The sequence below is a fragment of the Limnohabitans sp. Rim11 genome, assembly GCF_001269365.1.
Lineage (GTDB): Bacteria > Pseudomonadota > Gammaproteobacteria > Burkholderiales > Burkholderiaceae_C > Limnohabitans_A.
The window spans coordinates 57,776-81,862 of the sequence record NZ_CXOM01000006.1; the positions used below are offsets into that span (position 1 = coordinate 57,776).

General features: G+C 52.6%; 32 protein-coding genes and 1 tRNA gene. 19 read left to right on the forward strand and 14 right to left on the reverse strand.

Features of this window, described 5'->3' with window-relative positions; translation table 11 throughout:
• Complete coding sequence (locus AMM03_RS13515) at window positions 1-738, forward strand: lysophospholipid acyltransferase family protein (protein WP_090132458.1); 738 nt, start codon at window positions 1-3, stop codon at window positions 736-738.
• Between the two features lie 7 nt (window positions 739-745).
• On the opposite strand, the gene AMM03_RS13520 is transcribed toward AMM03_RS13515, so the two are convergent.
• The 6 genes from AMM03_RS13520 to AMM03_RS13545 all read right to left on the reverse strand — a co-directional run bounded on the left by AMM03_RS13520 (window position 746) and on the right by AMM03_RS13545 (window position 4,063).
• Window positions 746-820: transfer RNA gene (locus AMM03_RS13520), tRNA-Arg, on the reverse strand.
• 12 nt (window positions 821-832) lie between these two features.
• A complete protein-coding gene (locus AMM03_RS13525; protein WP_090132460.1) occupies window positions 833-1,129 on the reverse strand; it encodes a DUF1330 domain-containing protein in 297 nt (98 codons plus the stop codon).
• 19 nt (window positions 1,130-1,148) lie between these two features.
• Entirely contained in the window at window positions 1,149-2,333 is a 1,185-nt protein-coding gene (locus tag AMM03_RS13530; RefSeq protein ID WP_090132462.1) for a vWA domain-containing protein, read from the reverse strand.
• Window positions 2,334-2,336: 3 nt separating this feature from the next.
• On the reverse strand, window positions 2,337-2,954 hold the full coding sequence (locus AMM03_RS13535; RefSeq protein WP_090132464.1) for a GNAT family N-acetyltransferase: 618 nt from the start codon (window positions 2,952-2,954) through the stop codon (window positions 2,337-2,339).
• A complete protein-coding gene (locus AMM03_RS13540; RefSeq protein ID WP_090132465.1) occupies window positions 2,954-3,214 on the reverse strand; it encodes a hypothetical protein in 261 nt (86 codons plus the stop codon). Before AMM03_RS13540 ends, AMM03_RS13535 begins: the two co-directional genes overlap by 1 nt.
• A gap of 6 nt (window positions 3,215-3,220) precedes the next feature.
• Window positions 3,221-4,063 (reverse strand): AAA family ATPase, encoded by an 843-nt coding sequence (locus tag AMM03_RS13545; RefSeq protein WP_090132467.1) that lies wholly within the window; start codon window positions 4,061-4,063, stop codon window positions 3,221-3,223.
• A gap of 119 nt (window positions 4,064-4,182) precedes the next feature.
• Here AMM03_RS13545 and AMM03_RS13550 point away from each other — a divergent pair, with 119 nt between their 5' ends.
• Window positions 4,183-4,845, forward strand: a complete 663-nt coding sequence (locus AMM03_RS13550) for a c-type cytochrome (RefSeq protein ID WP_090132469.1) — start codon at window positions 4,183-4,185, stop codon at window positions 4,843-4,845.
• A 91-nt stretch (window positions 4,846-4,936) separates the two neighbouring features.
• Here the strand turns inward: AMM03_RS13550 and AMM03_RS13555 are convergent, their stop codons facing one another.
• Window positions 4,937-5,371 (reverse strand): DUF1841 family protein, encoded by a 435-nt coding sequence (locus AMM03_RS13555; protein WP_194942909.1) that lies wholly within the window; start codon window positions 5,369-5,371, stop codon window positions 4,937-4,939.
• A gap of 116 nt (window positions 5,372-5,487) precedes the next feature.
• Here AMM03_RS13555 and pcaF point away from each other — a divergent pair, with 116 nt between their 5' ends.
• The 3 genes from pcaF to AMM03_RS13570 are packed head-to-tail and all read left to right on the forward strand — an operon-like array spanning window position 5,488 to window position 8,192.
• Entirely contained in the window at window positions 5,488-6,702 is a 1,215-nt protein-coding gene (gene pcaF / locus AMM03_RS13560) for a 3-oxoadipyl-CoA thiolase (protein WP_090132471.1), read from the forward strand.
• Between the two features lie 10 nt (window positions 6,703-6,712).
• Window positions 6,713-7,711, forward strand: a complete 999-nt coding sequence (locus AMM03_RS13565; protein ID WP_090132473.1) for an NADPH:quinone reductase — start codon at window positions 6,713-6,715, stop codon at window positions 7,709-7,711.
• Window positions 7,712-7,736: 25 nt separating this feature from the next.
• Entirely contained in the window at window positions 7,737-8,192 is a 456-nt protein-coding gene (locus AMM03_RS13570) for a MaoC family dehydratase (protein WP_090132507.1), read from the forward strand.
• Window positions 8,193-8,211: 19 nt separating this feature from the next.
• Here AMM03_RS13570 and trmL read toward each other — a convergent pair whose 3' ends face one another.
• Entirely contained in the window at window positions 8,212-8,682 is a 471-nt protein-coding gene (gene trmL, locus AMM03_RS13575; RefSeq protein WP_090132474.1) for a tRNA (uridine(34)/cytosine(34)/5-carboxymethylaminomethyluridine(34)-2'-O)-methyltransferase TrmL, read from the reverse strand.
• 45 nt (window positions 8,683-8,727) lie between these two features.
• Entirely contained in the window at window positions 8,728-9,120 is a 393-nt protein-coding gene (locus tag AMM03_RS14425) for a ComF family protein (protein ID WP_369793715.1), read from the reverse strand.
• A gap of 12 nt (window positions 9,121-9,132) precedes the next feature.
• Here AMM03_RS14425 and AMM03_RS14430 point away from each other — a divergent pair, with 12 nt between their 5' ends.
• From AMM03_RS14430 to AMM03_RS13610, 8 genes are all read left to right on the forward strand, one after another.
• The gene (locus tag AMM03_RS14430) at window positions 9,133-9,273 is read left to right on the forward strand and encodes a hypothetical protein (RefSeq protein ID WP_369793716.1); all 141 of its coding nucleotides are present in this window, start codon (window positions 9,133-9,135) and stop codon (window positions 9,271-9,273) included.
• A gap of 212 nt (window positions 9,274-9,485) precedes the next feature.
• On the forward strand, window positions 9,486-10,418 hold the full coding sequence (locus tag AMM03_RS13585) for a class I SAM-dependent methyltransferase (protein WP_090132477.1): 933 nt from the start codon (window positions 9,486-9,488) through the stop codon (window positions 10,416-10,418).
• A gap of 170 nt (window positions 10,419-10,588) precedes the next feature.
• The gene (coxB, locus tag AMM03_RS13590) at window positions 10,589-11,761 is read left to right on the forward strand and encodes a cytochrome c oxidase subunit II (protein WP_090132478.1); all 1,173 of its coding nucleotides are present in this window, start codon (window positions 10,589-10,591) and stop codon (window positions 11,759-11,761) included.
• A 35-nt stretch (window positions 11,762-11,796) separates the two neighbouring features.
• Window positions 11,797-13,425 carry a cytochrome c oxidase subunit I gene (gene ctaD, locus AMM03_RS13595; protein WP_090132479.1) on the forward strand — a complete coding sequence of 543 codons (1,629 nt, stop codon included), beginning with the start codon at window positions 11,797-11,799 and terminating at the stop codon, window positions 13,423-13,425.
• A 17-nt stretch (window positions 13,426-13,442) separates the two neighbouring features.
• Complete coding sequence (locus AMM03_RS14320; protein WP_228764706.1) at window positions 13,443-13,562, forward strand: cytochrome oxidase small assembly protein; 120 nt, start codon at window positions 13,443-13,445, stop codon at window positions 13,560-13,562.
• Window positions 13,563-13,599: 37 nt separating this feature from the next.
• On the forward strand, window positions 13,600-14,226 hold the full coding sequence (locus AMM03_RS13600; protein WP_090132481.1) for a cytochrome c oxidase assembly protein: 627 nt from the start codon (window positions 13,600-13,602) through the stop codon (window positions 14,224-14,226).
• Window positions 14,223-14,435: a DUF2970 domain-containing protein gene (locus AMM03_RS13605; protein WP_090132483.1), complete on the forward strand. Its 213-nt coding sequence runs from the start codon at window positions 14,223-14,225 to the stop codon at window positions 14,433-14,435. The genes AMM03_RS13600 and AMM03_RS13605 overlap by 4 nt, the downstream gene beginning before the upstream one ends.
• Before the next feature lie 41 nt (window positions 14,436-14,476).
• On the forward strand, window positions 14,477-15,358 hold the full coding sequence (locus AMM03_RS13610) for a cytochrome c oxidase subunit 3 (RefSeq protein ID WP_090132485.1): 882 nt from the start codon (window positions 14,477-14,479) through the stop codon (window positions 15,356-15,358).
• Between the two features lie 67 nt (window positions 15,359-15,425).
• Here AMM03_RS13610 and AMM03_RS13615 read toward each other — a convergent pair whose 3' ends face one another.
• Window positions 15,426-15,680, reverse strand: a complete 255-nt coding sequence (locus AMM03_RS13615) for a twin transmembrane helix small protein (protein ID WP_194942908.1) — start codon at window positions 15,678-15,680, stop codon at window positions 15,426-15,428.
• Between the two features lie 15 nt (window positions 15,681-15,695).
• Here AMM03_RS13615 and AMM03_RS13620 point away from each other — a divergent pair, with 15 nt between their 5' ends.
• The 6 genes from AMM03_RS13620 to AMM03_RS13645 are packed head-to-tail and all read left to right on the forward strand — an operon-like array spanning window position 15,696 to window position 20,896.
• Complete coding sequence (locus AMM03_RS13620; RefSeq protein ID WP_090132489.1) at window positions 15,696-16,472, forward strand: SURF1 family protein; 777 nt, start codon at window positions 15,696-15,698, stop codon at window positions 16,470-16,472.
• Entirely contained in the window at window positions 16,414-17,154 is a 741-nt protein-coding gene (locus tag AMM03_RS13625) for an SCO family protein (RefSeq protein WP_090132491.1), read from the forward strand. Before AMM03_RS13620 ends, AMM03_RS13625 begins: the two co-directional genes overlap by 59 nt.
• A gap of 3 nt (window positions 17,155-17,157) precedes the next feature.
• Window positions 17,158-18,276, forward strand: a complete 1,119-nt coding sequence (locus AMM03_RS13630) for a COX15/CtaA family protein (RefSeq protein ID WP_090132493.1) — start codon at window positions 17,158-17,160, stop codon at window positions 18,274-18,276.
• A gap of 31 nt (window positions 18,277-18,307) precedes the next feature.
• A complete protein-coding gene (gene cyoE, locus AMM03_RS13635) occupies window positions 18,308-19,210 on the forward strand; it encodes a heme o synthase (protein ID WP_090132495.1) in 903 nt (300 codons plus the stop codon).
• Between the two features lie 7 nt (window positions 19,211-19,217).
• Window positions 19,218-19,832: an SCO family protein gene (locus AMM03_RS13640; protein ID WP_090132497.1), complete on the forward strand. Its 615-nt coding sequence runs from the start codon at window positions 19,218-19,220 to the stop codon at window positions 19,830-19,832.
• 59 nt (window positions 19,833-19,891) lie between these two features.
• Window positions 19,892-20,896 (forward strand): formylglycine-generating enzyme family protein, encoded by a 1,005-nt coding sequence (locus AMM03_RS13645; RefSeq protein ID WP_228764707.1) that lies wholly within the window; start codon window positions 19,892-19,894, stop codon window positions 20,894-20,896.
• Window positions 20,897-20,905: 9 nt separating this feature from the next.
• Here AMM03_RS13645 and rpoH read toward each other — a convergent pair whose 3' ends face one another.
• The 4 genes from rpoH to AMM03_RS13665 form a co-directional block, all read right to left on the reverse strand.
• On the reverse strand, window positions 20,906-21,850 hold the full coding sequence (gene rpoH, locus AMM03_RS13650) for an RNA polymerase sigma factor RpoH (RefSeq protein WP_090132498.1): 945 nt from the start codon (window positions 21,848-21,850) through the stop codon (window positions 20,906-20,908).
• Window positions 21,851-21,939: 89 nt separating this feature from the next.
• On the reverse strand, window positions 21,940-22,890 hold the full coding sequence (locus AMM03_RS13655; RefSeq protein ID WP_090132500.1) for a sugar kinase: 951 nt from the start codon (window positions 22,888-22,890) through the stop codon (window positions 21,940-21,942).
• 9 nt (window positions 22,891-22,899) lie between these two features.
• Window positions 22,900-23,721 (reverse strand): NAD-dependent epimerase/dehydratase family protein, encoded by an 822-nt coding sequence (locus AMM03_RS13660; protein ID WP_090132502.1) that lies wholly within the window; start codon window positions 23,719-23,721, stop codon window positions 22,900-22,902.
• Window positions 23,722-23,739: 18 nt separating this feature from the next.
• Window positions 23,740-24,087: aldolase/citrate lyase family protein (locus AMM03_RS13665; protein WP_228764708.1), on the reverse strand; the 348-nt coding region annotated here is incomplete at its 5' end.

Here is a 24,087-nt window from a genome sequence, read left to right on the forward strand (position 1 = left end):
ATGCGCGTCATTGTTAAATTGCTGCGGGGCATATGGCATGTGCTGCTGGGTTGGTTCACCATTTACTTTCGGTTTCCCCAACTGAATCCGCAGCAACGTGAAGCCCGTGTGCAAGTTTGGGCCTCGCAGCTTTTGCGCATTTGGGACATTGAACTTGAAGTGCGCGGCAAGCCTGTGTTGCTGGGGCCGGCTCTGTTGGTGTGCAATCACATATCGTGGTTAGACATTGTGGTGATTCATGCGACTCGGCATTGCCGCTTTGTATCCAAATCAGAATTGCGTGAATGGCCTTTGATTGGGACTTTAGCCACAGGTGCTGGCACGCTCTACATTGAGCGCGAGAATCGCAAAGATGCTATGCGCATGGTGAAGGAAATGGCGGGCGCTTTGAAGGATGGTGATGTGTTGGCTGTTTTCCCTGAAGGCACCACCGGAGATGGTTTCGACTTGTTGCCTTTTCACGCCAACCTGATTCAGTCTGCCATTGATGGCGACGCGCCTATTCAGCCATTGGCGCTTCAGTATTTGGATTCGAGGTCCGGTGAAATATCGATGGCGGCCAGGTTTGTGGGAGACGACACCTTGGTGGGGTCGATTTGGAGCACGCTCAACTCAACGGGCCTTAGGGCCATTGTGAATTTTGGTGAGATTGAAGTAGCGGCGGGCAGAGACCGAAGAGGTTGGTCGCAAGATCTGCGTCAAAAAGTGATGGACTTGAAATTGGCTTGTAGGGCCTAACCATACTTGGTGCCTCCGACAGGAATCGAACCTGTATCTAGCGCTTAGGAGGCACTCGTTCTATCCATTGAACTACGGCGGCGGAGGCTGAATTTTAGCCTTCAAACCCGTCCACAATGGCAATGTGACCTTCTGAATTGGCTTTTCTGTGCGGCACGATGGCTTGGTATTCGGGGCTGTTGTACCAAGTTTCTGCGGCTGCACGGCTGGCAAATTCAATGACCACACGGCGATTGCCTTGGGCGTTGCCTTCGAGCTGTGTGCAGTCGCCACCTCTGACCAAATATTTGCCGCCGTATTGCGCCAATGTGGCGGGTACGTGCTTTGAATAGAGGGTATAGCCCTCTGGGTTGTGAACGGTTACTTGTCCAATGAGGTATGCCTTGGCCATGGTGTCTCCTTTGTCTAATTTACTTACTCATCATGCGCATGGCATCTTCCAAGCCCTTGAGGGTGAGCGGAAACATGCGATTGCTCATGAGTTGCTGAATGACGGCAATGCTCTGTCGGTACTGCCAAACGCCTTGCGGCTCGGGGTTAATCCACGCAAACTTAGGGAAGGTGTGCGTCAAGCGTTGTAACCACTCTGCACCGGCCTCTTCGTTGTTGTATTCCACGCTGCCGCCAGGTTGCAAAATTTCGTAGGGGCTCATGGTGGCGTCGCCCACAAAGATCAGTTTGTAATCTTTGTTGTACTTGCGCAGGATGTCCCAGGTTGGAAACTTTTCTGCGTAGCGGCGTTTGTTGTTCTTCCACATAAAGTCGTACACGCAGTTGTGGAAGTAATAGAACTCAAGGTGCTTAAATTCAGCCTTGGCTGCAGAGAACAATTCCTCTACGCGCGCAATGTGGTCGTCCATGGTGCCGCCCACGTCCATGAGCAACAACACCTTCACATTGTTGTGACGCTCAGGAATCATCTTGATGTCTAAGTAACCCGCGTTGGCAGCCGTAGCGCGAATGGTGTCGGGCAAATCAAGTTCTTCTGCAGAGCCTTCGCGTGCAAATTTGCGCAGTCGGCGCAATGCTACTTTGATGTTGCGCGTGCCCAGTTCTTGGGTGTCGTCGTAATCGCGGTAGGCGCGTTGTTCCCACACTTTGACGGCGCTTTTGTTGCCGCCTTTGCCGCCAATACGAATGCCTTGGGGGTTGTGTCCGCCATTGCCAAACGGCGATGTGCCGCCTGTGCCAATCCATTTGTTGCCACCTTCGTGGCGCTCTTTTTGTTCTTCGAGACGTTTCTTCAAGGTCTCCATCAACTCGTCCCAGCCCATTTTTTCTATGGCGGCTTTTTGCTCGGGCGTGAGTTCTTTTTCTAAAATTTGCTTGAGCCAATCTAGGGGCACTTCTTTGGTGAAGTCGGTCAGCATTTCGACGCCTTTGAAATAGGCGCCAAAGGCCTTGTCAAATTTGTCGTAGTGCTTCTCGTCTTTGACCATGACCGTGCGGCTCAGGTGATAGAAATCGTCGATGCTGCAAGCATCAGAAGCAGGGCCCACCACGTTGGCTTGAAGGGCCTCCAAGACGTTGAGGTATTCGCGCACAGACACCGGTAATTTGGCGGCACGCAGGGTGTAAAAAAAATCGATCAGCATGCTTCAGGCCTCTCGCGAACGACTGAGTTGGTAATCCAAGTGGGCCTTCACAGTAGGCCACTCGGTGTTCAGGATGCTGTAAACGCAGGTGTCACGCAGGGCGCCCGCGGCATCGGGGTGATGGTTAATTTGATGGTTGCGCAATACACCATCCAACTTGGCGCCCAGGCGCTCAATGGCGCGGCGGCTTTGTTGGTTGAAGTAATGCGTTCTAAATTCAACGGCATTGCATTGAAGTTGCTCAAAGGCATAAGCCAGTAACAGACGTTTGCATTCGGTGTTAACAGGCGATCGTTGCACGCTAGCCCGATACCACGTAGAGCCAATCTCAACACGTAGGTTGGCCGCATCTATGTTCATGTAGGTGGTCATGCCCACGGACTTGCCGTTGACTTGCACCGTGAAGGGCAACATGCTGCCTTGCTTTTGCAGACTTAAGCGGCGCTCAATTTCGGAAGCCATTTTGTCGGGTGTAGGAATGGCGGTGTACCAATGGCGCCAAAGTTCGCCGTCCTTGACCGCTTCAAGCAAGTCATCGTGATGCGCTGCGCTCAGTGGCATCAGGCAGACATGTTGGCCGCGCAAGGTCGTGGCTTGAGTCAACAGATTGGGCACTGTCATCACTGGTCTTTGGCCGAATTGTCATCCGTCCCGTCGTCCGACTTGGGTTGTGCGGCTTGCGCGGCTTGCCAACGTCTGGCCAATTGCAAGCCCAACCCACCACCCAAACCGACCAACAAAATGCCGCCAATGCTGTCAATGCCGTAGCCAGCTGCAAAAATATTCCAGCCAAGCAGGCGGCCTGCCCAAAAGCCCAGCAGGGCGCCGCCCACAAAACCTACGGCATCAGATAAACCTTCAGCGAGCAAATTGCGTGACATGTTGAATTAACGGTTGCGTTGGTTCATGAAAACAAGCTTTTCAAACAAGCTAACGTCTTGTTCGTTCTTCAGCAAGGCGCCAACAAGTGGTGGCACGCTCACTTTTTGGTCGGCACTTTGCAAGGCTTCCAAAGGAATGTCTTCAGCCACCAACAACTTGAGCCAGTCGAGCAGTTCGCTGGTGGAGGGTTTCTTTTTGAGGCCTGGCAAACCGCGCACGTCGTAGAAGTTTTTCAACGCAACAGTGAGCAATTCCTTTTTCAAATTGGGGAAGTGCACATCCACAATTTGCTTCATGGTGTCGGCTTCTGGGAACTTGATGTAGTGGAAGAAGCAGCGACGCAAGAACGCATCGGGCAATTCTTTTTCATTGTTCGATGTGATGAACACCAAGGGGCGTGTTTTGGCTTTGATCAGCTGACGTGTTTCGTAGCAATAGAACTCCATGCGGTCAATTTCGCGCAGCAAGTCGTTTGGAAACTCAATGTCGGCCTTGTCAATTTCATCAATCAAAATGGCCACGGGCTCTTCAGAGGTGAAGGCTTGCCACAGCACACCCTTGATGATGTAGTTTTCGATGTTCTTGACTTTTTCGTCGCCCAACTGGCTGTCGCGCAGACGGCTCACAGCGTCGTACTCGTACAAGCCTTGTTGAGCTTTTGTGGTGGATTTGATGTGCCACTGAATGAGTTTTAAACCCAAGGCTTCGGATACTTCTTCGGCCAACATGGTTTTGCCGGTGCCGGGTTCGCCTTTAACCAATAAGGGGCGCTTCAAAGTAATGGCAGCATTGACAGCCAGCTTCAGATCTTGCGTGGCGACGTAGTTTTCGGTCCCTTGGAATTTCATAATTTGGTACAAAAGTAGATTAAAAGTTGTTTGATGTGAGAAAAGTCAGAATTGAGTAGGCTCACTCGATATAATCCCGCATTGATTTTCATCAATCCAAGTTTGATTGTGCTCGCAAAATGAACGCTTTGTTATCCTCATTGATCGCTTTAACTGTCGCTTCAGCGACCGTTTTCTCTGCCCACGCACAAGATGCGCAGGGTAACGCCAAAGACGGCGAAGCCAAAATCGCCATGTGCATTGGTTGCCACGGTATCAAGGGCTACCAAGCCAGCTTCCCAGAGGTCTACCGCGTCCCCATGATTTCTGGCCAAAACGCCAAGTACATCGCCTCTTCATTGAATGCCTACAAAAAAGGCGACCGCAAGCACCCCACCATGCGCGGTATTGCTGCCAGCCTTACTGACAAAGACATAGCAGACATCTCTGCTTATTACGCCCAACACGGCGTGGTTCAGGGTGCAGCCCCCACAGTGGCCAAGCCTGCCGATGCCAAAGTGGCTGAGTTGCTCAAAAAAGGCGCATGCGTTTCTTGCCACGGCGAGAACTTCTCCAAGCCTGTTGACCCCAGCTACCCCAAAATTGCAGGTCAGCACAAAGACTTCTTGTTTGTGGCGCTCAAGTCATACAAGACTGAAAATCAAGCCACATGGGGCCGTGCCAATGGCGTGATGGGCGGTATTGCCAAGCAATACACCAACAACGAATTGAAAGCCTTGTCTGCTTACATCGCTTCTTTGGATGGCGACCTGAAGACCGTGCCACAGTCTAAATTCCGTTAATTCAAATCACTTCATTCAGCCCTCTAGGCTGAACCCAACAAAAAGCCCGCTGTTGCGGGCTTTTTTGTGGGCAAAATTTCTGTGAAGGGTGTCAGTCCTTGGTCGCGTGCCTTTGAACGCAATCAATGTAAACCTGACCATCGGGCATTTTGCCCGCGCGTTGGCTTTCAAAAATCATGCGGCCTAAGCATTCCATGGTGGCGTGGTGGGCCTCGTGCAAAGACTGCCGCTTGTGGCTCAACAACTCAACCGCCTGCCTAATGCCGCGTGGCTGATCAATGCTGCATTGCTCGCTAATAGAGAGGTGCATCGAGAGGTGCAAAAATGGATTCTCGCGGGCGGGGTCAATGTGTTGCATGGCTGCCAAAGCTGCGTCTACATCGGCCAATTCTGCGTGGTATTCGGGGTGTTCTTCAATCCACTGGCTGGCCAGAATTTCGATGGGCTCCATGGTGGCGCCTGCGCGGAATTTGGCGTAGGCCCCACAAAAAAATCGGCGCACATCGGCTTGAGAAGGTTGTATCAGCATGCCTGAATTGTCGCCTAGTGGAATTAGCACTTGAATTTGAAGGTTGCATGCACTATATTGCATGCTTCTTGAAGTATTGAACCCTTTAAAAAAACCAAACTAAGAGTTAAACCATGAGCAGCTCCAACACCCAAGCCTTCATTTGCGACGCCATCCGGACCCCCTTTGGTCGATATGGCGGCGCCTTGTCCAGCGTTCGCACGGACGATTTGGGGGCCATTCCATTGCGTGCCCTGATGGCGCGCAATCCGCAAGTCGATTGGGCCGCGGTCACCGATGTGTTGTACGGCAATGCCAACCAAGCGGGTGAAGACAACCGCAATGTGGCGCACATGAGCAGCTTGTTGGCAGGTTTGCCCATCGATGTGCCGGGCGCCACGATCAATCGCTTGTGCGGTTCGGGCTTGGATGCGGTGGGTACGGCAGCTCGCGCTATCAAGGCGGGCGAGGCGGGCTTGATGATTGCCGGCGGTGTTGAAAGCATGAGCCGCGCACCCTTTGTGATGCCCAAGGCAGAGTCCGCTTTTAGCCGAGCCAATGCGGTGTACGACACCACCATTGGCTGGCGCTTCATCAACAAATTGATGAAAGAAAAATATGGCGTGGACTCCATGCCAGAGACCGCCGAAAACGTGGCCACCGATTACAAAATTGAACGCGAAGCCCAAGATCGCATGGCTTTAAGCAGCCAGATGAAAGCCGTGGCCGCACAAAAGGCGGGTCACTTGGCGCGTGAAATTACGGCTGTCACCATTCCGCAAAAGAAGGGCGATGCCATCGTGGTGGACAAGGATGAACACCCCCGCGAAACCAGCATGGAATCTTTGGCCAAACTCAAAGGTGTGGTGCGTCCCGATGGCACCGTCACAGCGGGCAACGCCAGCGGCGTGAACGATGGCGCATGTGCCTTGTTGTTGGCCAACGAAACACTGGCAGGCAAGTACGGCCTGACGCCCAAAGCCCGTGTGGTGGGCATGGCGACAGCCGGCGTGGCGCCGCGCGTGATGGGCATTGGCCCTGCACCCGCTACGTTAAAAGTCTTGGCCCAAACCGGTTTGACACTAGACCAGTTGGACGTGATTGAATTGAACGAAGCCTTTGCGGCCCAAGGCTTGGCGGTTTTGCGCATGTTGGGTTTGAAGGACGACGACGAGCGCGTCAATGCATGGGGCGGCGCCATTGCTTTGGGTCACCCCTTGGGTGCATCGGGTGCGCGCTTGGCCACCACAGCGGTCAATCGTTTGCACGCCACCGGTGGCCGTTATGCGCTGTGCACGATGTGCATTGGCGTGGGCCAAGGCATTGCCGTCATTTTGGAACGTGTCTAAGGAAAATCTCATGACGACTGCACGCACAACTCGCGCCGCTAGGTATGAGAAAAATGGTGAAGCCCGCGATGTCATGGTGGTGGGCGACTTGCCACTTCAAGCACCAGGTGCAGGCGAAGTGTGTGTTCGTCTGAAGACCTCTGGCGTCAATCCATCTGACGTCAAGTCGCGCCGCGCCAGACCTTTGACTGACCCCTGGGTAGTGCCGCACAGCGATGGCGCTGGCATCATTGAAGCCGTGGGTGCCGGTGTTTCTGAAAAGCGCATTGGCGAGCGCGTTTGGATTTGGAATGCGCAGTGGCAGCGTCCGCATGGCACGGCTTCTGAAGCCATTGTGGTGTCCGAAGCGCAAGCGGTGAAGTTGCCCGACAACACTGATTTTGCTGCGGGTGCCTGCATGGGCATTCCAGGTTTGACCGCTGTGCAAGCGGTGCACTTGGCAGGCGATGAACAATTGCGCGGCAAGAAAGTGTTGGTCACTGGCGCATCGTCGGCAGTGGGTCATTACATTACGCAAATGGTAACGCACTATGGCGGTCACGTGATTGGCACAGTGGGCTCTGAAGCCAAAGCGGCGCATGCCAAAGCCGCGGGTGCTGTTGAAACCATTTTGTACAAAACAGAGCCTGTGGTTGAACGCTTGAAAGCCTTCAGCAATGGCCAAGGGGTTGATGTCATCATTGACATGGACTTTGCAACGGCATCGCAGTGGGTGACTACAGGCGGCTTAAAGCCACACGGCCAATTGATTGGCTATGGCTCCAATGTGGTGGGCGACATCCCCCTCACTTTCCGCCCCTTGTTGTTCAATTCTCTGGGTCTGAAATTTTTCTTGGTCTATGACTTGTTGCCCCAAGACAGAACATGGTGTGTCAACCGGGTGAACCAGTTGTTGGCCGCAGGCCAACTGCAGCACACCATTGGCGCTAGGTTTACCTTGGATCAAATTGTGCAGGCGCACGAAGCTGTTGAGGCGGGTCAACTGGGGAATGTGGTGATTGATCTCTGAGCCGCAAATGGTTAGAGTTCAAGCCATGAAAATTTTCCAAACACTCCAAGAACTTGCCGCATGCGTGGGGCAAACCGTTGCAATTTCTCCCTGGACCGAAATTACGCAAACGCAAATCAATCAATTTGCCGATGCCACAGGCGACCATCAATGGATTCACATTGATGTGGAGAAAGCCAAAGCAGGCCCCTTCGGCGCACCGATTGCGCATGGTTTCTTAACCCTCTCACTCATCCCAAAATTGTCCGAGAGCGCCATCAAAATTCAAGATGTGCGCATGGGCGTCAACTATGGTTTGAACAAAGTTCGCTTTACCTCGCCTGTGCCTGTTGGCAGCAAGTTACGCGGGCACATGAAGTTGCTCAGTGCAACGCCCATTGATGGCAACGGGATACAGCTCGCATGGGAGATGAGCATAGAGCGCGAGGGCTCAGAAAAACCCGCTTGCATCGCTGAAACGCTGGCGCGGTATTACGTTTAAGTCGATCAAGAAGTAGAGGTCATTGCGGCATGGCAAAAGCATTTTGCCGCCAAGCCTCATACACCGTGACGGCCACGCTGTTGGACAAATTCAAACTGCGCTGCCCCTCCAACATGGGCAGTTTCAGTCTGTTAGCGGGCTCAAAACTTTCGCGCAGTTCGGGCGCAAGACCGCGCGTCTCTGCGCCAAACACCAGCCAGTCACCTTTTTGAAAAGCAGTCTCTTGGACAAAGCGCGTGCCCTTGGTGGTCAGCGCAAACATGCGAGACAGGTTGGGTTGTTCGGTGGCTAAAAATTCTGCCCAATTGGCATGCCGCTTGACCTGCGCGTATTCGTGATAGTCCAGCCCCGCGCGGCGCATGTGCTTGTCTTCCATCGAAAAGCCCAAAGGCTCAATGAGGTGCAAAGCACAACCCGTGTTGGCCGCCAGGCGAATCACGTTGCCCGTGTTGGGCGGAATTTCAGGTTCAACCAAAACAATTTGAAACATGGGCTTATTGTCCCTGCTTTTGCTTTTCTTTTGTTCTTGCTTTTTTCATTCGGGAGTTTTGGCTAAAACAAGTGCGCCTACATGCGCAGCGCCAGCTTGTTTTAAAACGCGAGCCGCAAAGTTGAGGGTGGCACCGCTGGTCAACACATCGTCAATCAGCAAAATATTTTGACCACGCAATGGCAAAGCCATGAGCGGTGCAACTGCAAAGGCGCCCTCCAAATTGGTCAGTCGCTGACTACGTTTTAAAGAACTTTGAGGCGGGGTGTCGATCATTCGCAGCAAAGTTTGCGATTGAGTTTTGGCACGGCTTAGGTGATGCGCCAAGATCAAAGATTGGTTAAAACCGCGCTGAGACAAACGCTGTTTGGACAATGGAATCGGAATGAGCACATCGGCCTGCAAAAGGGCATCTTCTGCAAAAGGCGCGCTGACCATGAGCAAGGCAAAGTGACCGGCCCAACCAGCGTCCCTCTGAAACTTAAACTGCGCAATCAGTTGCGTCCATGGCCAGGTGTAGGAGAGGGCGGCACAACAGGCGTCGATGTCTGGGCGTTGTTGGGTGCAGACGCTGCAAAAGGTGCTGGATAAGGTGTTGCATAAGACGCTACTTATGGAAGTGGATAAGGGCGTGCTGAGTGGGGTAGCGCAAAGGGGGCACCTCGAAACTGGGCGTGCAAATGCCGCAACGCATGTTTCGCAGATGGCTTGAGAGGGCCAGGCTTTGCAAATGGCACATTGGCTGGGGAGCATGTTCACGAATCAATATACTCAGCAACCTGAACACCATCGCTTTCATTTGCATGCCTAACGAACGCCCACCCAGCTTAGATCCCATTGCGGCACGCAGATGGGCGCACCTGCCATGGGACGGCACCAACAAGGCAGAGTCCGTCGATTCGCCATGGTTGCACGAAGAAGTGGCAAGGCGCATGGCGGAAAGGCTTCCCTACATTCGCTTGCAACCCAAAGCTTGGGCTTTTTGGAATCCTGTGCGGGCGGGCTTGAATGCCTTGGCTTTGTTGCAGAAAACTTACCCCAATGCGCAAGGGTATTTGACGGCTGACAGGCAAGGCGAGGCCGAGTGGGTCAAGGCCAAAACCAGCCCGCCTTGGTGGAAGCCTCAGGCTTGGGGCCGTCAACGCCTGCAAACTGGCGCTATCGCCACCAACAGCATGGACATGGTGTGGGCCAACATGTTGCTGCATCAACAGGCATCGCCCCAAGAATTGCTGGCCGAATGGCACAGAGTGTTGGCAGTGGACGGATTTTTGATGTTTTCCTGCTTAGGCCCCGACACCCTGAAAGAATTGAGAAGCGTCTACGCGGCCCAAAACTGGCCCATGCCCGCGCATGAATTTACCGACATGCACGATTGGGGCGACATGCTGGTGCACGCCGGTTTTGCCGAGCCTGTCATGGACATGGAAAAAATCAGCTTGACCTATGTCAATTCAGAAAAACTTGTTGAAGATTTGCGTAAGTTAGGGCGTAATTTTCATGTCAGCAGATTTGCCGGATTGCGTGGCAAAAATTGGTACAAAAATTTTCAACAAGCGCTTTTGTCTTTGGCCCAAAAAGACTCGGAAGGCCGACTGGTGCTCACTTTCGAGGTGGTTTATGGCCATGCGCTCAAGCCTCAGCCACGCATCAAAGTAGATTCACAAAGTCGAATTGGCTTGGATGACATGCGTCAAATGTTGAGAAATCCACAAAAGAAATCAAATCAAGTTTGATAAATCTCAAACTTGGCTCGCAACTCGGTTAAAATTCTCGCCGTTGAGCTTGACCGTCAACGGCCTTCTCGTGGCTGTGTGTGAAGACTCTTTCTGTGTTCCCTTTTTGTGTTCCCTTTTGTAACAACTGTAGTGGTTTCATTTTTGAAACTTGGAAGTTAGTGAAAACTATGAAGAGCATTTCCAAAACATTGGTGTCTTTGCTGGGCAAAGCAGGTATTTGGGCTGGCGCTTGGGTGGCAACAGCCGCTTACGCTGTCAAAGACTTGCCAGGCGGCCCCGCTGTCAATCAACTTGACTTTCACCCCGCAGTCACCAAAATTGCTGAAGAGCAGCACTGGCTCCACGTCATGATGATGATTTTGTGTACAGTCATTTTTGTGGCAGTGTTTTCGGTGATGTTCTATTCCATCTGGAAGCACCGCAAATCGGTGGGCCACAAGCCAGCCACTTTCCACGAGTCCATGACCGTCGAAGTAATCTGGACCATTGTGCCTTTCATCATCGTGATCTTGATGGCTTTGCCCGCTACCAAAGTTTTGGTCGCTCAAAAAGACACCACCAACGCCGACCTCACCATCAAAGCCACTGGCTACCAGTGGAAGTGGGGCTACGACTACATCAAGGGTGAAGGCGAAGGCATTGGCTTTATCTCTACTTTGGACAACGCCCAGCGCGAAATGTCCAACACGGGCAAGCCTTCTGGCGACGACTACTTGCTCAAAGTCGACAACCCCATGGTGGTGCCTGTCGGCAAAAAAATCCGCATCATTACCACTGCCAATGACGTGATCCACGCCTTTGCAGTGCCTGCCTTCGGTATCAAGCAAGACGCCATTCCTGGTTTTGTGCGCGACACTTGGTTCCGTGCCGAAAAAACTGGCGACTTCTACGGTCAATGCCAAGAGCTGTGTGGTAAAGAGCACGCTTACATGCCTATTCATGTGAAGGTCTTGTCGACTGAAGACTACTCCAAGTGGGTCGATGCCGAGAAGAAAAAACTGGCCGCCAAGGCCGATGATCCCAACAAAGTTTGGGCCTTGGACGACTCCATGAAGCGTGGCGAAAAAGTATTCGCCGCCAATTGCGTAGCTTGCCACCAAGCTGCTGGCAAAGCAGTGGGTTCCATCAAGGCATTGGACGGTTCTGCATTAGTTCTGGATGCCGACAAGTCAAAGCAAATTGCTGTTTTGCTGAATGGTCAAAACAATCAAGCCATGCCCGCATGGAAGCAATTGTCAGACACCGAAATTGCGGCTGTGATCACTTACACCAAAAACAATTGGTCTAACAAGACTGGGCAAGTCGTTCAACCAGCTGAAGTGCTGGCTGCACGCAAGTAATCTGGTACTTTGAAAAGTATTTAAAGGAAATCAAGATGAGCGCTGTTCTCCATCCTCACGATCAAGCCCACGGTCATGATGACCATGACCACCACGGTGCGCCTACGGGCTGGCGCCGTTGGGTGTTTGCCACCAACCACAAAGACATCGGTACTTTGTACCTGTTGTTCAGCTTTGCCATGCTCATGATTGGCGGCGTTTTGGCGCTCCTCATTCGCGCTGAGTTGTTCCAGCCTGGTTTGCAATTGGTCAACCCCGAATTGTTCAATCAATTCACCACCATGCACGGCCTGATCATGGTGTTCGGCGCCATCATGCCGGCCTTCGTTGGTTTTGCTAACTGGATGATTCCTCTGCAAATTGGCGCGTCCGACATGGCCTTTGCTCGCATGAACAACTTCAGCTTCTGGCTGATGATTCCTGCCGCTGTCATGTTGGCTGGTTCGTTCTTCATGCCTGGTGGCGCACCTGCTGCCGGCTGGACTTTGTACGCCCCCCTCACATTGCAAATGGGTCCTTCCATGGACGCCGGTATTTTTGCGATGCACATTTTGGGCGCCTCTTCCATCATGGGCTCCATCAACATCATTGTGACCATCTTGAACATGCGTGCCCCTGGCATGACGCTCATGAAGATGCCCATGTTTGCTTGGACTTGGCTCATTACGGCTTACTTGTTGATCGCTGTGATGCCTGTGTTGGCTGGCGCCATCACCATGACCCTCACTGACCGTCACTTCGGTACCAGCTTCTTCAACCCATCTGGCGGCGGCGACCCCGTCATGTACCAACACATCTTCTGGTTCTTCGGTCACCCCGAGGTGTACATCATGATCTTGCCGGCCTTCGGCATCATCAGCCAGGTGGTTCCTGCTTTCTCACGCAAAAAGTTGTTCGGTTATGCCTCTATGGTGTACGCCACTTCTTCTATTGCCATTTTGTCTTTCATTGTGTGGGCTCACCACATGTTCACAACCGGCATGCCTGTGACGGGCCAGTTGTTCTTCATGTACGCCACCATGCTGATTGCGGTGCCAACTGCTGTGAAAATTTTCAACTGGATTGCCACCATGTGGCGCGGCTCCATGACCTTTGAAACACCCATGTTGTTTGCCATTGGCTTCATCTTCGTGTTCACCATGGGCGGCTTCACTGGTTTGATCTTGGCCATGGCCCCAATCGACATTCAATTGCAAGACACGTACTACGTGGTGGCTCACTTCCACTATGTGTTGGTTGCAGGTTCTTTGTTTGCCATGTTTGCAGGTGCTTACTATTGGCTGCCTAAATGGACAGGCGTGATGTACTCAGAAGGCCGCGGCAAGATTCACTTCTGGTGGTCACTGATCTCCTTCAACATCACTTTCTTCCCCATGCACTTCTTGGGCTTGGCCGGTATGCCACGTCGCTATGCCGACTACCCCATGCAGTTTGCCGACTTCAACGCCATTGCCTCTGTGGGTGGTTTCTTGTTCGGTTTTGCACAGGTTTACTTCTTCCTGTTCGTCGTTGTGCCTTGCATGCGCGGACAAGGTGCCAAAGCACCCCAAAAACCCTGGGAAGCTTCTGAAGGTTTGGAGTGGGAAGTTCCATCTCCCGCACCTTTCCACACGTTTGAAAACCCACCCAAGCTGGATGCCACGGCTACCCGCGTTATTGGTTAATTTGGAACAAAGCCATCATGTCCACAACCCCAGAACAGAAGAAAAGCAACGCACGCCTTGGTCTGATATTGGCCTCGGTGGCTGTGGTTTTCTTTGTGGGGTTCTTGGTCAAGATGGTGGTGCTGACTTCTCGTTAAGTTCAGCGCCCCAAAGCAGTTTTCAACCCACCGCAACATGAGCCTTTACCGCGAAAACATCAAAATGGTGAGCAAGCTGGCCATCGTTGCGGCCGGCATGTTTGCGTTTGGTTATGCGCTCATTCCCATCTACAAGCACATCTGTGAAATGACAGGCATCAACATCCTGTCCATTTCAGAGCGTCAAGTGCCGGGCAATGGCAGCACAGGCAAAGATGCCAACCCCAGCAACACGCAGGTTGATTATTCGCGCACCATCACCGTAGAGTTTGACGCCAACGCGCGCGGTCCTTGGGACTTCAAGCCCGCACAAAGCTCTGTGCAAGTTCATCCTGGTGAACTTACCACAGTGATGTACCAATTTCAAAACGTGCAAAACAGACGAATGGCTGCGCAAGCCATTCCCAGCTATGCACCCAACCAAGCTGCAGCCCACTTCAACAAATTGGAGTGCTTCTGCTTTAACCAATACACCTTGGAGCCTGGTGAGAAAAAGGAATGGCCAGTGGCCTTTGTGATTGACCCCAAGTTGTCCAAAGATGTCACCACCATCACCTTGTCGTACACGTTTTTTGAAGTGGGCGGCAAAACGCCTCCCGCACCTGCTTCCACGCCTGTGGCAGCGGTCCCTGCTGCGCTGGTAGCACCCAAGGTGGGTTCATGAGCAGTAGCAATGTTTCATTTTTTCGCACTTTGCAAGCAGTGTTGTGGTCCTTCATTGGTTTAAGAAAAAACAGTGAAGGCCAAGAAGACATGGCCAAACTCAATCCCTTCCATGTCTTGGTGGTGGGTTTGTCCTTGGCATTGGTTTTTGTCGTGGGCTTGATTGCCCTCGTCAACTGGGTGGTGGCGCAGCCAAGCACCCTCAGTTAAGTTTTTAGACAGATTAGGTTTAAGAGAGAGCAGGAGCAAGTATGAGTTCTACATCGCACGGCACGACGCCCTATTACTTCGTCCCCAGTGAGTCACGTCATCCGGCCATGGCCGCTTTTGGCTTGTTCTTGGTGATCCTGGGTGCGGGTCAATGGATCAATGGCGAAGAATGGGGTAAATATTCCCTGTTTGCCGGCCTGATTTGGTGGTTGGTTGTCTTGTATCAATGGTTCAAAGATGCCATCAACGAAAGCGAAGGCGGCATGTACAGCCGCAAAATCGACTTGTCCTTCCGTTGGAGCATGACTTGGTTCATCTTCTCTGAAGTGATGTTCTTCGGTGCCTTCTTCACTGCCTTGTGGTGGGCGCGTACGCACTCCTTGCCTGAACTGGGTAGCTTGCAAAATGCTTTGTTGTGGCCCGACTTTAAAGCCGTTTGGCCTTCTGCCGCTGCTGGCGCAACGGCATCGCCTGCTGGCATTGTCGAGCCCTTCCAAACCATGGGCCCCTTCTGGTTGCCCACCATCAATACGGCTTTGTTGTTGACCTCTGGTGTCACTTTGACCATTGCACACCACGCAATTCAACACGGCGATCGCAGCAAAACCATCAAGTTCATGTGGATGACGGTTTTGTTGGGTGTGGTGTTCTTGTTTGTGCAAGGTTACGAATATGCCCACGCGTGGGGTGATTTGAATTTGAAGTTGAGCTCCGGTGTTTATGGCTCTACCTTCTACATGCTCACTGGCTTCCACGGCTTCCACGTGTTCGTCGGTATGCTGATGTTGCTGTTCATTACTTTGCGTTTGCAAAAAGGCCACTTCACCAAAGATCGTCACTTCGGTTTCGAAGGTGCGGCTTGGTACTGGCACTTCGTGGACGTGGTGTGGCTTGGCTTGTACATCTTGGTTTACTGGATGTAATCAGGCTTAGCCCAAGAAAAAAGCGCCCCAGGGCGCTTTTTTTGTGAATGTTAAAGAGGTTAATTGCTTAAGCACCTGCCGGAATACCAGAGGGTTGGATGTAGCCCATCTTCCAGGCAATCAAAATGCAGATAAAGAGCACAATGGAGAAGCCCACGCGGATGGCCAAGGCTTTGACCATGTTGCCCTTTGGAGCAGGCGTTGTTTCAGCGCCCTCAGTTTGGTTGGTTTCGATGCGAGTTCCGCCACGCATCATGTAGAAGAGGGCGGAGCCCAGGCTGGCCAAAATGGCAATGAAGGCAAGTGCAACTAGTATTTTCATGATGGGAATTATCGGATGAGTTGGTCGGCATTTTCAGCACCTGCAAAAAAGAACATACACCTTCAAATGGTGTTGTGGTTCTTATTGGCGCTTGTGTGTGTTGGCATCACCTGCTCTTTGGGTTTTTGGCAACTGGGCAGGGCACAGACCAAGCTTGATTGGCAGGCAGAAATCACGCAAAAAGGGCAAATGTCTGCGCTAGATGGTGCCTTTTTGGGCAGCGTGCAAGACTCCGAAGGCAACAGGGCTGGCTTGTTGCACCGTCCTATCAATTTGGAAGGTGAGTGGCTAGCGCCATTGACCGTGTACCTAGACAACCGCCAAATGAATGCCCGGCCAGGCTTTTATGTGCTGACGCCCTTTAAGGTTAAAGCCACTGGCGCCGTGGTGGTGGTGCAGCGCGGCTGGGTAGGTCGGGACTTTACTGACCGCACTCGCTTGCCTGCTATACAAACGCCTACCGGGCTGGTTTCAGTGAGTGGTTTGATAGCCTTGCCACCGTCAAAGCTTTACGCCTTGGGCGAGGAAGCCAAGGCGGTAATACGGCAAAATCTAGACTTCCAAGATTTTCGCGTTGAGACTGGATTGCCCTTGTTGGAAATCTCAGTCATTCAAGTGGGCGCGGCCTCTGAGGGCTTGCTGCGTGAATGGCCTCAGGCCGCAACAGGTGTAGAGAAACACTACGGTTATGCCTTCCAATGGTTTGGATTGGCGCTTTTGATTGCATTGCTTTATGTCTGGTTCCAAATTGTCCGACCCCGTCTCAAATCCAAAGTCAGCGCCCAGCCCTGAAAACTCTCAATGGACCGATGCCCCCTTGGGCATGACGGTTCATACCCTGCCAACACCCACCGAGGTGGCGCAGGCCGATGAGAAACGAACACGGGTAGGCCGCTGGAAAATGTTGGCTGTGCTGTTGGTCTGCGCATCGCCTGTCATTGCGTCTTATTTCACCTACTACGTCATTCGCCCCGAAGGTCGCCGCAATCATGGCGAATTGATCAACCCTCAGCGCACTTTACCCGCCATGGAAGCCGTCAAATTGAACGGCGACAAAGTGTCTTTGAGCTCACTCAAAGGTCAGTGGTTGTTGGTCAGTGTGGCCGATGCGTCCTGCAACGAAACCTGTCAAAAGCATTTGTATTTCCAGCGCCAACTGCGTGAGTCTTTGGGCAAAGAAAAAGACCGCATCGATTGGGTTTGGATTGCAACGGGCGATGCGCCTGTGGACGACAAGCTCATGCCTGCATTGTCGCAAGCCACAGTTTTGCGAATGAACGAGGCCAGTATTGCTGAGTGGCTGCAACCCGCTGCGGGCCGCCAGTTGCAAGACCATTTGTATGTGGTCGACCCCATGGGCAATTGGATGATGCGATTTGCGCCTGGCATCGATTTGGCCTCTGCTTCGCAAGCCAAAAAAGACCTTGAACGACTTTTGCGCGCGTCTTCTTTTTGGGACACGGCTGGCCGCTAAACCATGACCGAAGTCGATCTCTACAACCTGTCACCCACATTGCGTTTGCTGGGCATGGGTGTGCTCATCGCGGTGTTGCCTTTGGCCTTCACCCTTTATCGCAATCGACACAATCCCGTCAATTCCAAATTGCGTGCCATGACGGTGCTCACTTTGTTTCTCACGTTCGATTTGGTCTTGTTTGGGTCTTTTACACGCCTCACCGATTCTGGTTTGGGCTGCCCAGATTGGCCCGGCTGTTATGGCAGTGCCAGCCCCTTGGGTGCGGTGGTGCACATAGATGCGGCACAGGCCGCCATGCCCACGGGCCCTGTGACGCACAGCAAAGCTTGGATTGAAATGATCCATCGGTATTTGGCTACCGCAGTAGGCTTTTTGATTTTGGTCTTGGCTGTTAGCAGCACCTGGCAGCGTTGGAAAGGTCAGCATTCATTCCAAGGCGCCTGGCAAGTCAAACCCTTTTGGGCTTGGCTCACTTTGGTTTGGGTTTGCATGCAGGGCGCATTTGGCGCGCTGACGGTCACCATGAAATTGTTTCCTGCCATTGTCACGCTGCATTTGTTGGGTGGCATTGGCTTGTTGGTCTTGTTGTCTGCGCAAGTGGCTTGGAAGCCCAAATTGCAACGGCAAGAAATTCAAACGCGCCACCGCCAATTGATTTGGGTGGCAGGCGTATTGCTCACCTTGCAAATTGCCATGGGTGCATGGGTGAGCACCAATTATGCGGTGTTGGCCTGCAATGGATTTCCAGATTGCAATGGCCAATGGTGGCCAGCATGGAATGCACAAGGCTTTGAAATTTGGCGCAGCTTGGGCATGGATTCCAAAGGGCAGTATTTGCCCATGGAAGCTTTGGTGTCCATTCACTTTGTGCACAGACTGATGGCGCTGCTGGTGTTTTCCTTTGCCGCCTTCATGATTTGGCAATTTAAAAAATCGAACGTGCTGCCAGGGCTGACCCACATGCTTTTGGCTTTGTTAACACTCCAACTCATCACGGGCTTGTCCAATGTGGTGTTAGATTGGCCTTTATTGGCTGCTGTGGCGCACACAGGCGGTGCCGGTGCAATTATGATGACGCTCACCTACATGTTGAGCCGCAGCAAAACAAACAGACAATGACTCCCATGAATTTTTCACGAAGGCTTGCCGCATGAGCACCGCAGCAGAATTACAAGCAGGCTCACCCTGGCGCCAGTATTACGCGCTCATGAAGCCCCGCGTGGTGCAACTCATTGTGTTTTGCGCCCTCATTGGCATGGTGCTGGCGGTGCCTGGCGTGCCCAGCTGGGCTGAAGTTTGGTTGGGCTTTGTGGCCTGCGTGGGTATTTGGCTGGTGGCCGGTGCTGCTGCTGCCTTCAATTGCTTGATTGAGAAAAGCATTGATGCCCAAATGAAGCGCACGGCATGGCGTCCCACAGCCAAAGGCCAGCTGAGCGACATGCAAGCCTTGTTGTTTTCTGCAGTGCTCTGCAGCATTGGCTCGGCTATTTTGTACTTTGCAGTCAACCCCCTCACCATGTGGCTCACCTTCGCCACCTTTGTGGGCTACGCCATTATTTATACCGTGATCTTGAAGCCCCTTACACCTCAAAACATTGTGATTGGTGGTGCATCAGGCGCTATGCCGCCGGTGTTGGGATGGGCGGCCATGACCAACGATGTGGGTCCCGAGGCCCTCATTCTTTTCTTGATCATTTTCTTGTGGACGCCGCCACACTTCTGGGCCTTGGCCTTGTACCGCGTAGAAGACTATCGCAAGTCGGGCTTGCCCATGCTGCCTGTGACGCACGGCAATGAGTTCACCCGTTTGCAAATTTTGCTCTACACCTTTGTGCTCATGGCATCTTGCTTGATGCCTTTTGCCTATGGCATGAGTTCTTGGCTGTATCTCACTGCGGCTGTTATTTTGAGCGTGATGTTCATTGGCTATGCCTGGGCCTTGTGGCGCAATTACTCCGATGAATTGGCGCGCAAGACCTTCAAGTTTTCACTCATTCATTTGAGTGTTTTGTTTGCTGCCTTGTTGGTCGATCATTATTTGTTTAAAGGCTAGAAGACCCATGTCCTCTGTTGTGAGTTCTTCAAGACGCTTTTCACTCTCAGTGGCACTCAGTGCTGTGGCGCTGTCTGTGTTGGGTCTGACGGCTTGTATGGATCCCAAGGTGGCCTTCAAGGGTGTCGACATTACGGGCGCCGATTACGCCAAAGAACTCAATCTGCCCGATCAAAATGGGCAAGTGCGCAAGATCAAAGATTTCTCTGGCAAGTTGGTGGTGGTGTTTTTTGGGTACACCCAGTGCCCCGATGTATGCCCTACCACCATGCAAGAGTTGGCCGAGGTGAAACGCTTATTGGGCGCAGACGGCGACAAGCTGCAGGCCGTGTTTGTCACCGTCGATCCTGAACGCGACACCACAGAATTGCTCAAAGCTTATGTTGAAAACTTTGATGCAAGCTTTGTTGCATTAAGACCTACGCCCGAGCAGCTGCCCCAGATTGCCAAAGAGTTCAAGATTTACTTCAAGCGCGTTGAAGGCAAAACGCCCACCAGCTACACCATGGACCATTCAGCAGGCAGCTACACCTTTGATGCGCAAGGCAAGGTCAGATTGTTCAATCGCTATGGCATGGGTGCTGAAGCTTTGGCGCATGACTTTAAGTTGCTGTTGAAGTAATTCAATCGGTTCAGCAAGCTCATTACGCGCATCATGCTCATCATGCTAATAACGCAGGGGTGCCCACTAAATTGACCAACTTCACGCAACTCTTTTGCACTCTTGCGTTAGGTGCATGTTTGGTATGTGTGCCATTGGCCCATGGGCAAACCAGCTTGTGTCAGTCATACAGCGGCATTCCCACTTCAAAATCTGCATCTAACAAAGTGCCTGCTGGCATGGTGGCCATCAAGGGCGGGCGTTTCTCGATGGGTTCCGAGCGCTTTTATCCAGAAGAGCGTCCGCGCAAAGTGGTGGAAGTTGCGCCATTTTTTATTCAGCAACATGAAGTGACCAACGCTCAGTTTGCGGCCTTTGTTAAAAGCACAAGCTATGTGACGGTGGCCGAAAGAAATCTAGACGCCAAGCAGTTTCCCAAATTCAGCGAAGAACAGCTCAAAGCCGGTTCGCTGGTTTTTAGGCAGCCGCTCAAAGTCAAGGGCATGAACGATGTGGGGCAGTGGTGGTCTTGGCAGGTAGGGGCTTCTTGGCACCATCCTGAAGGGCCTGATAGCGACATCAAAGGCCGCGCCAATCAACCCGTGGTTCACATTGCTTTTGAGGATGCCATGGCCTATGCGCGATGGGCAGGACAAGATTTGCCCACGGAGGCCGAGTGGGAGTTTGCAGCGCGGGGTGGCTTGGACGATGCCGACTACACCTGGGGCAAGGACAAAGGTCAAAGGGATGCGCAAGGCAAACCAATGGCCAATTACTGGCAGGGCAATTTTCCGCTTCAAAACTTGAAAGAAGACAGTTATCAGAACGCAGCGCCCGTGGGTTGCTTTCCGGCCAACGGCTTTGGCCTCTTTGACATGGCCGGCAATGTGTGGGAGCTGACCAAAGACGACTACTTAGATCCGCGCAATCCCTACGGCGGCATGAAGGTTGCCAAAGGTGGCAGCTTTTTGTGTTCAGACAATTATTGCGGTCGGTACAGACCCGCGGCACGCACACCGCATGGCATTGACACCGGCATGCAGCACGTTGGGTTTAGAACGGTCTGGCGACCCACTAAGCCTTGAGCCTGAACTTTAGGCTTCAGCATACGCCGTCAAGGCGCTTTTCATTTTCTTCATAGCGGCCACTTCAATTTGACGAATGCGCTCGGCACTCACGCCAAACTCATCGGCCAAGTCGTGCAGCGTCAAGCCGCCCGAGCCATCGTCGTTCACCTTGAGCCAACGCTCTTCCACAATTCTGCGGCTGCGTTCGTCAAGTGATGCCAATGCCGTGGCAATGCCATCGCTGGCCAGCATGTCGCGCTGATGCGCTTCAATCATGGCGGTGGGTTCGTGGTGCGCATCTGCCAAATAAGCAATAGGGCCGTAGGCCACTTCGCCATCGTCTGAAGGTGAGGGGTCGAGCAACACATCGCCGCCTGACATGCGTGTTTCCATCTCCATCACTTCTTCGCGTTTGACATTCAGGTCTTTGGCCATGCTGTCAATTTGCGCTGAGGTAAGGGTGTCGCGGTGCGTGCCAGTGGCTTCGTCGGCTTCGGCTTTGAGGCCTTGCTTCATGGAGCGCAAGTTGAAAAACAATTTCCGCTGCGCCTTGGTGGTCGCCACCTTGACCATGCGCCAGTTCTTCAAGATGTACTCGTGAATTTCTGCCTTGATCCAGTGCATGGCGTAGCTCACCAAGCGCACGCCTTGATCGGGGTCGTAGCGCTTCACGGCTTTCATCAAGCCGATGTTGCCTTCTTGAATGAGGTCGGCGTGGGGCAGTCCGTAACCCAAGTATTGGCGAGCCACAGAAACCACCACGCGAAGGTGCGAGAGCACCAACTTTCCAGCGGCTTCAAGGTCGTTTTCGTTTTTAAGTTTGCGCGCAAACTCTTGCTCTTGCTCGGGGGTGAGCATGGGCATGCGATTGACCGCAGAGATGTACGCATCAAGGTGACCCAATGACGGCACGACGGCCCATGGGTTTTTCAGGGTGAGTGCCGTGTCGGGGGATCCAGTGAGGTGTGTCATACCAGAACTCCTATCCATAATGGACGGAATTTTAGCACTCTCTTATGAAGAGTGCTAACTTTATAAGTTATTGATTTTGTTGATATTTATCAATAAGTCTGGCTGGGAATAAGGTCTTTCATGGCATCCAAAGGGATCAGCGCCCCGCGGTGTTGAATGACCCTGGCCGCCAATGCATTGCCAAAGATGGCTGAGTGCTCTGCGTTGTGCCCACACAAACGACGACTCAAATAACCCGCCGCAAAGGCGTCACCAGCCGCTGTGGTGTCTATTACCTGCTGCACGGCTTGTGTCGGAATCCGCAACCACTCGCAGGTGAGTTCTTGCCTAACCAGGGTGGAGTCGGCCCCGCGTTTAATCACCACTTCTGGAATTGCCAAGTCTTGAGCGTGAACCAATGCATCGTCTAAGGAAGTGCACTCAAACACAGCCTGGTGATCGTCGAGTGTGACCATGGCCGTATGGCAACTGGCAAAGGCTTCAAGGTAGATACTTTGTGCAAGTTGGCGATCTGGCCAAAGTTTGGGTCTAAAGTTGTTGTCGAACACCACGCGACAGCCATTTGACTTGGCGCGATTGAGCAGTCCGAACAAACGCTGACGGGATGCGGTATCCAGAATGGCCAATGTGATGCCGCTGAAATAGAGGCAGTCGAAATCGGCGACATGTTTTTCCAAAGCAGTTTCGGGTGCCTGAAAGTAGGCGCGAGCCGCACTGTTTTCTCGCCAAAAATGAAAAGTGCGTTCGCCGTGGCTGTCTGTTTCAATCAGGTACATACCTGGCAATCGGCCTTCGATGTGTTCCACTTCGTCAAGTTTCAGACCCAGAGCTTGCCACTCTTTGAGAAGCGATCGACTGAGTGGGTCCGTTCCTAAGCCGGTGGCATAACTGACGTCGATTGCATTAGGCGTTGAACACCTTCGCAAATAGACCGATGTGTTGAAGGTGTCACCACCGTATGAAAATACCGCCGGTCCAAACCCGTTGGCTTGCACCTCCAACATGCACTCGCCAATGGCTGCAAAACGAATGAGTTTCATGCAATAGGATTAGCCATGCGGTGCGGCTTTGACAAAGGCGCCCCCTTGATAGATGGCGGCCTTGTCCGTGCCATCGATGGTGGGTTGTCTTGCCTCTACGGCGCTTCTAAACACATCAGAGCTGTCCAGAGGGCGGTAGCCAATGTGTTTGGCATGGGTGTTGTCCCACCAAGTGGTTTGGTTGTCTGACATGCCATAAATGATGGTGTGTCCAACGATGGGTGCCGTCAGGGCAGAAACCACCAATCGTTCTAAATCATCAAAGCTCAACCATGTGGCCAGCATGCGGCGGTCTTTGGGTTCGACGTAGGATGAGCCAATGCGCAAGCTGACAGTTTCGATGCCCCAGCGTGCCCAATACAGTTCGGCAAGATCTTCGCCAAAAGCTTTGGACAAGCCATAAAAGCCATCGGGCTTGGGTGGCATTTTGGTGTTGACCACTTCGTCTTGTCGGTAAAAACCTGTGACGTGGTTGGAGCTGGCAAATACGATGCGCTTGGTGCCTTGCAATCTGGCTGCTTCGTACAGATTGACCATGCCCACAATGTTGCTGGCCAAGATGGGGTCCCAAGGCTGTTCGGTAGACACACCGCCCATGTGCACCACGGCATCGACGTCTTTCATGAGGCCCATCATTTGCTCTTTGTTTTCCAAAGAGGCCAGCATGATTTCTTCGCCGGGTGCGCTGGCACCCAAATCGCTGCGGTGACTGACGCGGAGCACATCGCAATAGGCCTTGAGGCGTGGTCTGAGTTCTTTGCCCAGATTGCCGCCCGCGCCGGTCAGCAGAAGGCGAGGGAATTTGAGAGGACTGGCGGGTGGATTGAGCATGGCTGTCTTTTGTTTAAATTATTTAATCGAATTAGCTTTTGAAGCGTTGAGCCAGAGCTGTGGCGCTGTCACGCAAAACGTTTTGATCGGCGCCCACCAAGTAAGGTCTAACGCAAACATCTGCGCCACATAGTGTTTGGCCAAAGCTTCATCGCCCGTCAAAATGCCAGGCGCCTTGCCACAGGCCTTGATGCGTGCAATGGCATCGTCAATCACTTTCAAAACATCCTGGTGTTTGGGGTTGCCCAAATGTCCGAGCGCTGCTGACAAGTCGCCAGGGCCAATAAAGACACCGTCAACGCCCTCGACATTGGCAATGGCTTCTAAGTTTTCTAAGCCCTGCAGTGTTTCAACTTGCAGCAACAA

What these genes read in the sequence shown, in the direction of transcription:
- AMM03_RS13550 (WP_090132469.1), top strand. Translation starts at nt 4,183, where the DNA reads ATGAACGCTTTGTTATCCTCATTGATCGCTTTAACTGTCGCTTCAGCG.
- ctaD (WP_090132479.1), top strand. Translation starts at nt 11,797, where the DNA reads ATGAGCGCTGTTCTCCATCCTCACGATCAAGCCCACGGTCATGATGAC.
- AMM03_RS13655 (WP_090132500.1), bottom strand. Translation starts at nt 22,890, where the DNA reads ATGAAACTCATTCGTTTTGCAGCCATTGGCGAGTGCATGTTGGAGGTG.
- AMM03_RS13540 (WP_090132465.1), bottom strand. Translation starts at nt 3,214, where the DNA reads ATGTCACGCAATTTGCTCGCTGAAGGTTTATCTGATGCCGTAGGTTTT.
- AMM03_RS13630 (WP_090132493.1), top strand. Translation starts at nt 17,158, where the DNA reads ATGACCGAAGTCGATCTCTACAACCTGTCACCCACATTGCGTTTGCTG.
- trmL (WP_090132474.1), bottom strand. Translation starts at nt 8,682, where the DNA reads ATGTTTCAAATTGTTTTGGTTGAACCTGAAATTCCGCCCAACACGGGC.
- AMM03_RS13605 (WP_090132483.1), top strand. Translation starts at nt 14,223, where the DNA reads ATGAGCAGTAGCAATGTTTCATTTTTTCGCACTTTGCAAGCAGTGTTG.
- AMM03_RS13565 (WP_090132473.1), top strand. Translation starts at nt 6,713, where the DNA reads ATGACGACTGCACGCACAACTCGCGCCGCTAGGTATGAGAAAAATGGT.
- AMM03_RS13660 (WP_090132502.1), bottom strand. Translation starts at nt 23,721, where the DNA reads ATGCTCAATCCACCCGCCAGTCCTCTCAAATTCCCTCGCCTTCTGCTG.
- AMM03_RS13525 (WP_090132460.1), bottom strand. Translation starts at nt 1,129, where the DNA reads ATGGCCAAGGCATACCTCATTGGACAAGTAACCGTTCACAACCCAGAG.
- rpoH (WP_090132498.1), bottom strand. Translation starts at nt 21,850, where the DNA reads ATGACACACCTCACTGGATCCCCCGACACGGCACTCACCCTGAAAAAC.
- AMM03_RS13610 (WP_090132485.1), top strand. Translation starts at nt 14,477, where the DNA reads ATGAGTTCTACATCGCACGGCACGACGCCCTATTACTTCGTCCCCAGT.
- AMM03_RS13570 (WP_090132507.1), top strand. Translation starts at nt 7,737, where the DNA reads ATGAAAATTTTCCAAACACTCCAAGAACTTGCCGCATGCGTGGGGCAA.
- AMM03_RS13535 (WP_090132464.1), bottom strand. Translation starts at nt 2,954, where the DNA reads ATGACAGTGCCCAATCTGTTGACTCAAGCCACGACCTTGCGCGGCCAA.
- cyoE (WP_090132495.1), top strand. Translation starts at nt 18,308, where the DNA reads ATGAGCACCGCAGCAGAATTACAAGCAGGCTCACCCTGGCGCCAGTAT.
- coxB (WP_090132478.1), top strand. Translation starts at nt 10,589, where the DNA reads ATGAAGAGCATTTCCAAAACATTGGTGTCTTTGCTGGGCAAAGCAGGT.
- pcaF (WP_090132471.1), top strand. Translation starts at nt 5,488, where the DNA reads ATGAGCAGCTCCAACACCCAAGCCTTCATTTGCGACGCCATCCGGACC.
- AMM03_RS13615 (WP_194942908.1), bottom strand. Translation starts at nt 15,680, where the DNA reads ATGAAAATACTAGTTGCACTTGCCTTCATTGCCATTTTGGCCAGCCTG.
- AMM03_RS13620 (WP_090132489.1), top strand. Translation starts at nt 15,696, where the DNA reads ATGAGTTGGTCGGCATTTTCAGCACCTGCAAAAAAGAACATACACCTT.
- AMM03_RS13625 (WP_090132491.1), top strand. Translation starts at nt 16,414, where the DNA reads ATGTCTGGTTCCAAATTGTCCGACCCCGTCTCAAATCCAAAGTCAGCG.
- AMM03_RS14425 (WP_369793715.1), bottom strand. Translation starts at nt 9,120, where the DNA reads ATGGTCAGCGCGCCTTTTGCAGAAGATGCCCTTTTGCAGGCCGATGTG.
- AMM03_RS13515 (WP_090132458.1), top strand. Translation starts at nt 1, where the DNA reads ATGCGCGTCATTGTTAAATTGCTGCGGGGCATATGGCATGTGCTGCTG.
- AMM03_RS13530 (WP_090132462.1), bottom strand. Translation starts at nt 2,333, where the DNA reads ATGCTGATCGATTTTTTTTACACCCTGCGTGCCGCCAAATTACCGGTG.
- AMM03_RS14320 (WP_228764706.1), top strand. Translation starts at nt 13,443, where the DNA reads ATGTCCACAACCCCAGAACAGAAGAAAAGCAACGCACGCCTTGGTCTG.
- AMM03_RS13640 (WP_090132497.1), top strand. Translation starts at nt 19,218, where the DNA reads ATGTCCTCTGTTGTGAGTTCTTCAAGACGCTTTTCACTCTCAGTGGCA.
- AMM03_RS13585 (WP_090132477.1), top strand. Translation starts at nt 9,486, where the DNA reads ATGCCTAACGAACGCCCACCCAGCTTAGATCCCATTGCGGCACGCAGA.
- AMM03_RS13545 (WP_090132467.1), bottom strand. Translation starts at nt 4,063, where the DNA reads ATGAAATTCCAAGGGACCGAAAACTACGTCGCCACGCAAGATCTGAAG.
- AMM03_RS13600 (WP_090132481.1), top strand. Translation starts at nt 13,600, where the DNA reads ATGAGCCTTTACCGCGAAAACATCAAAATGGTGAGCAAGCTGGCCATC.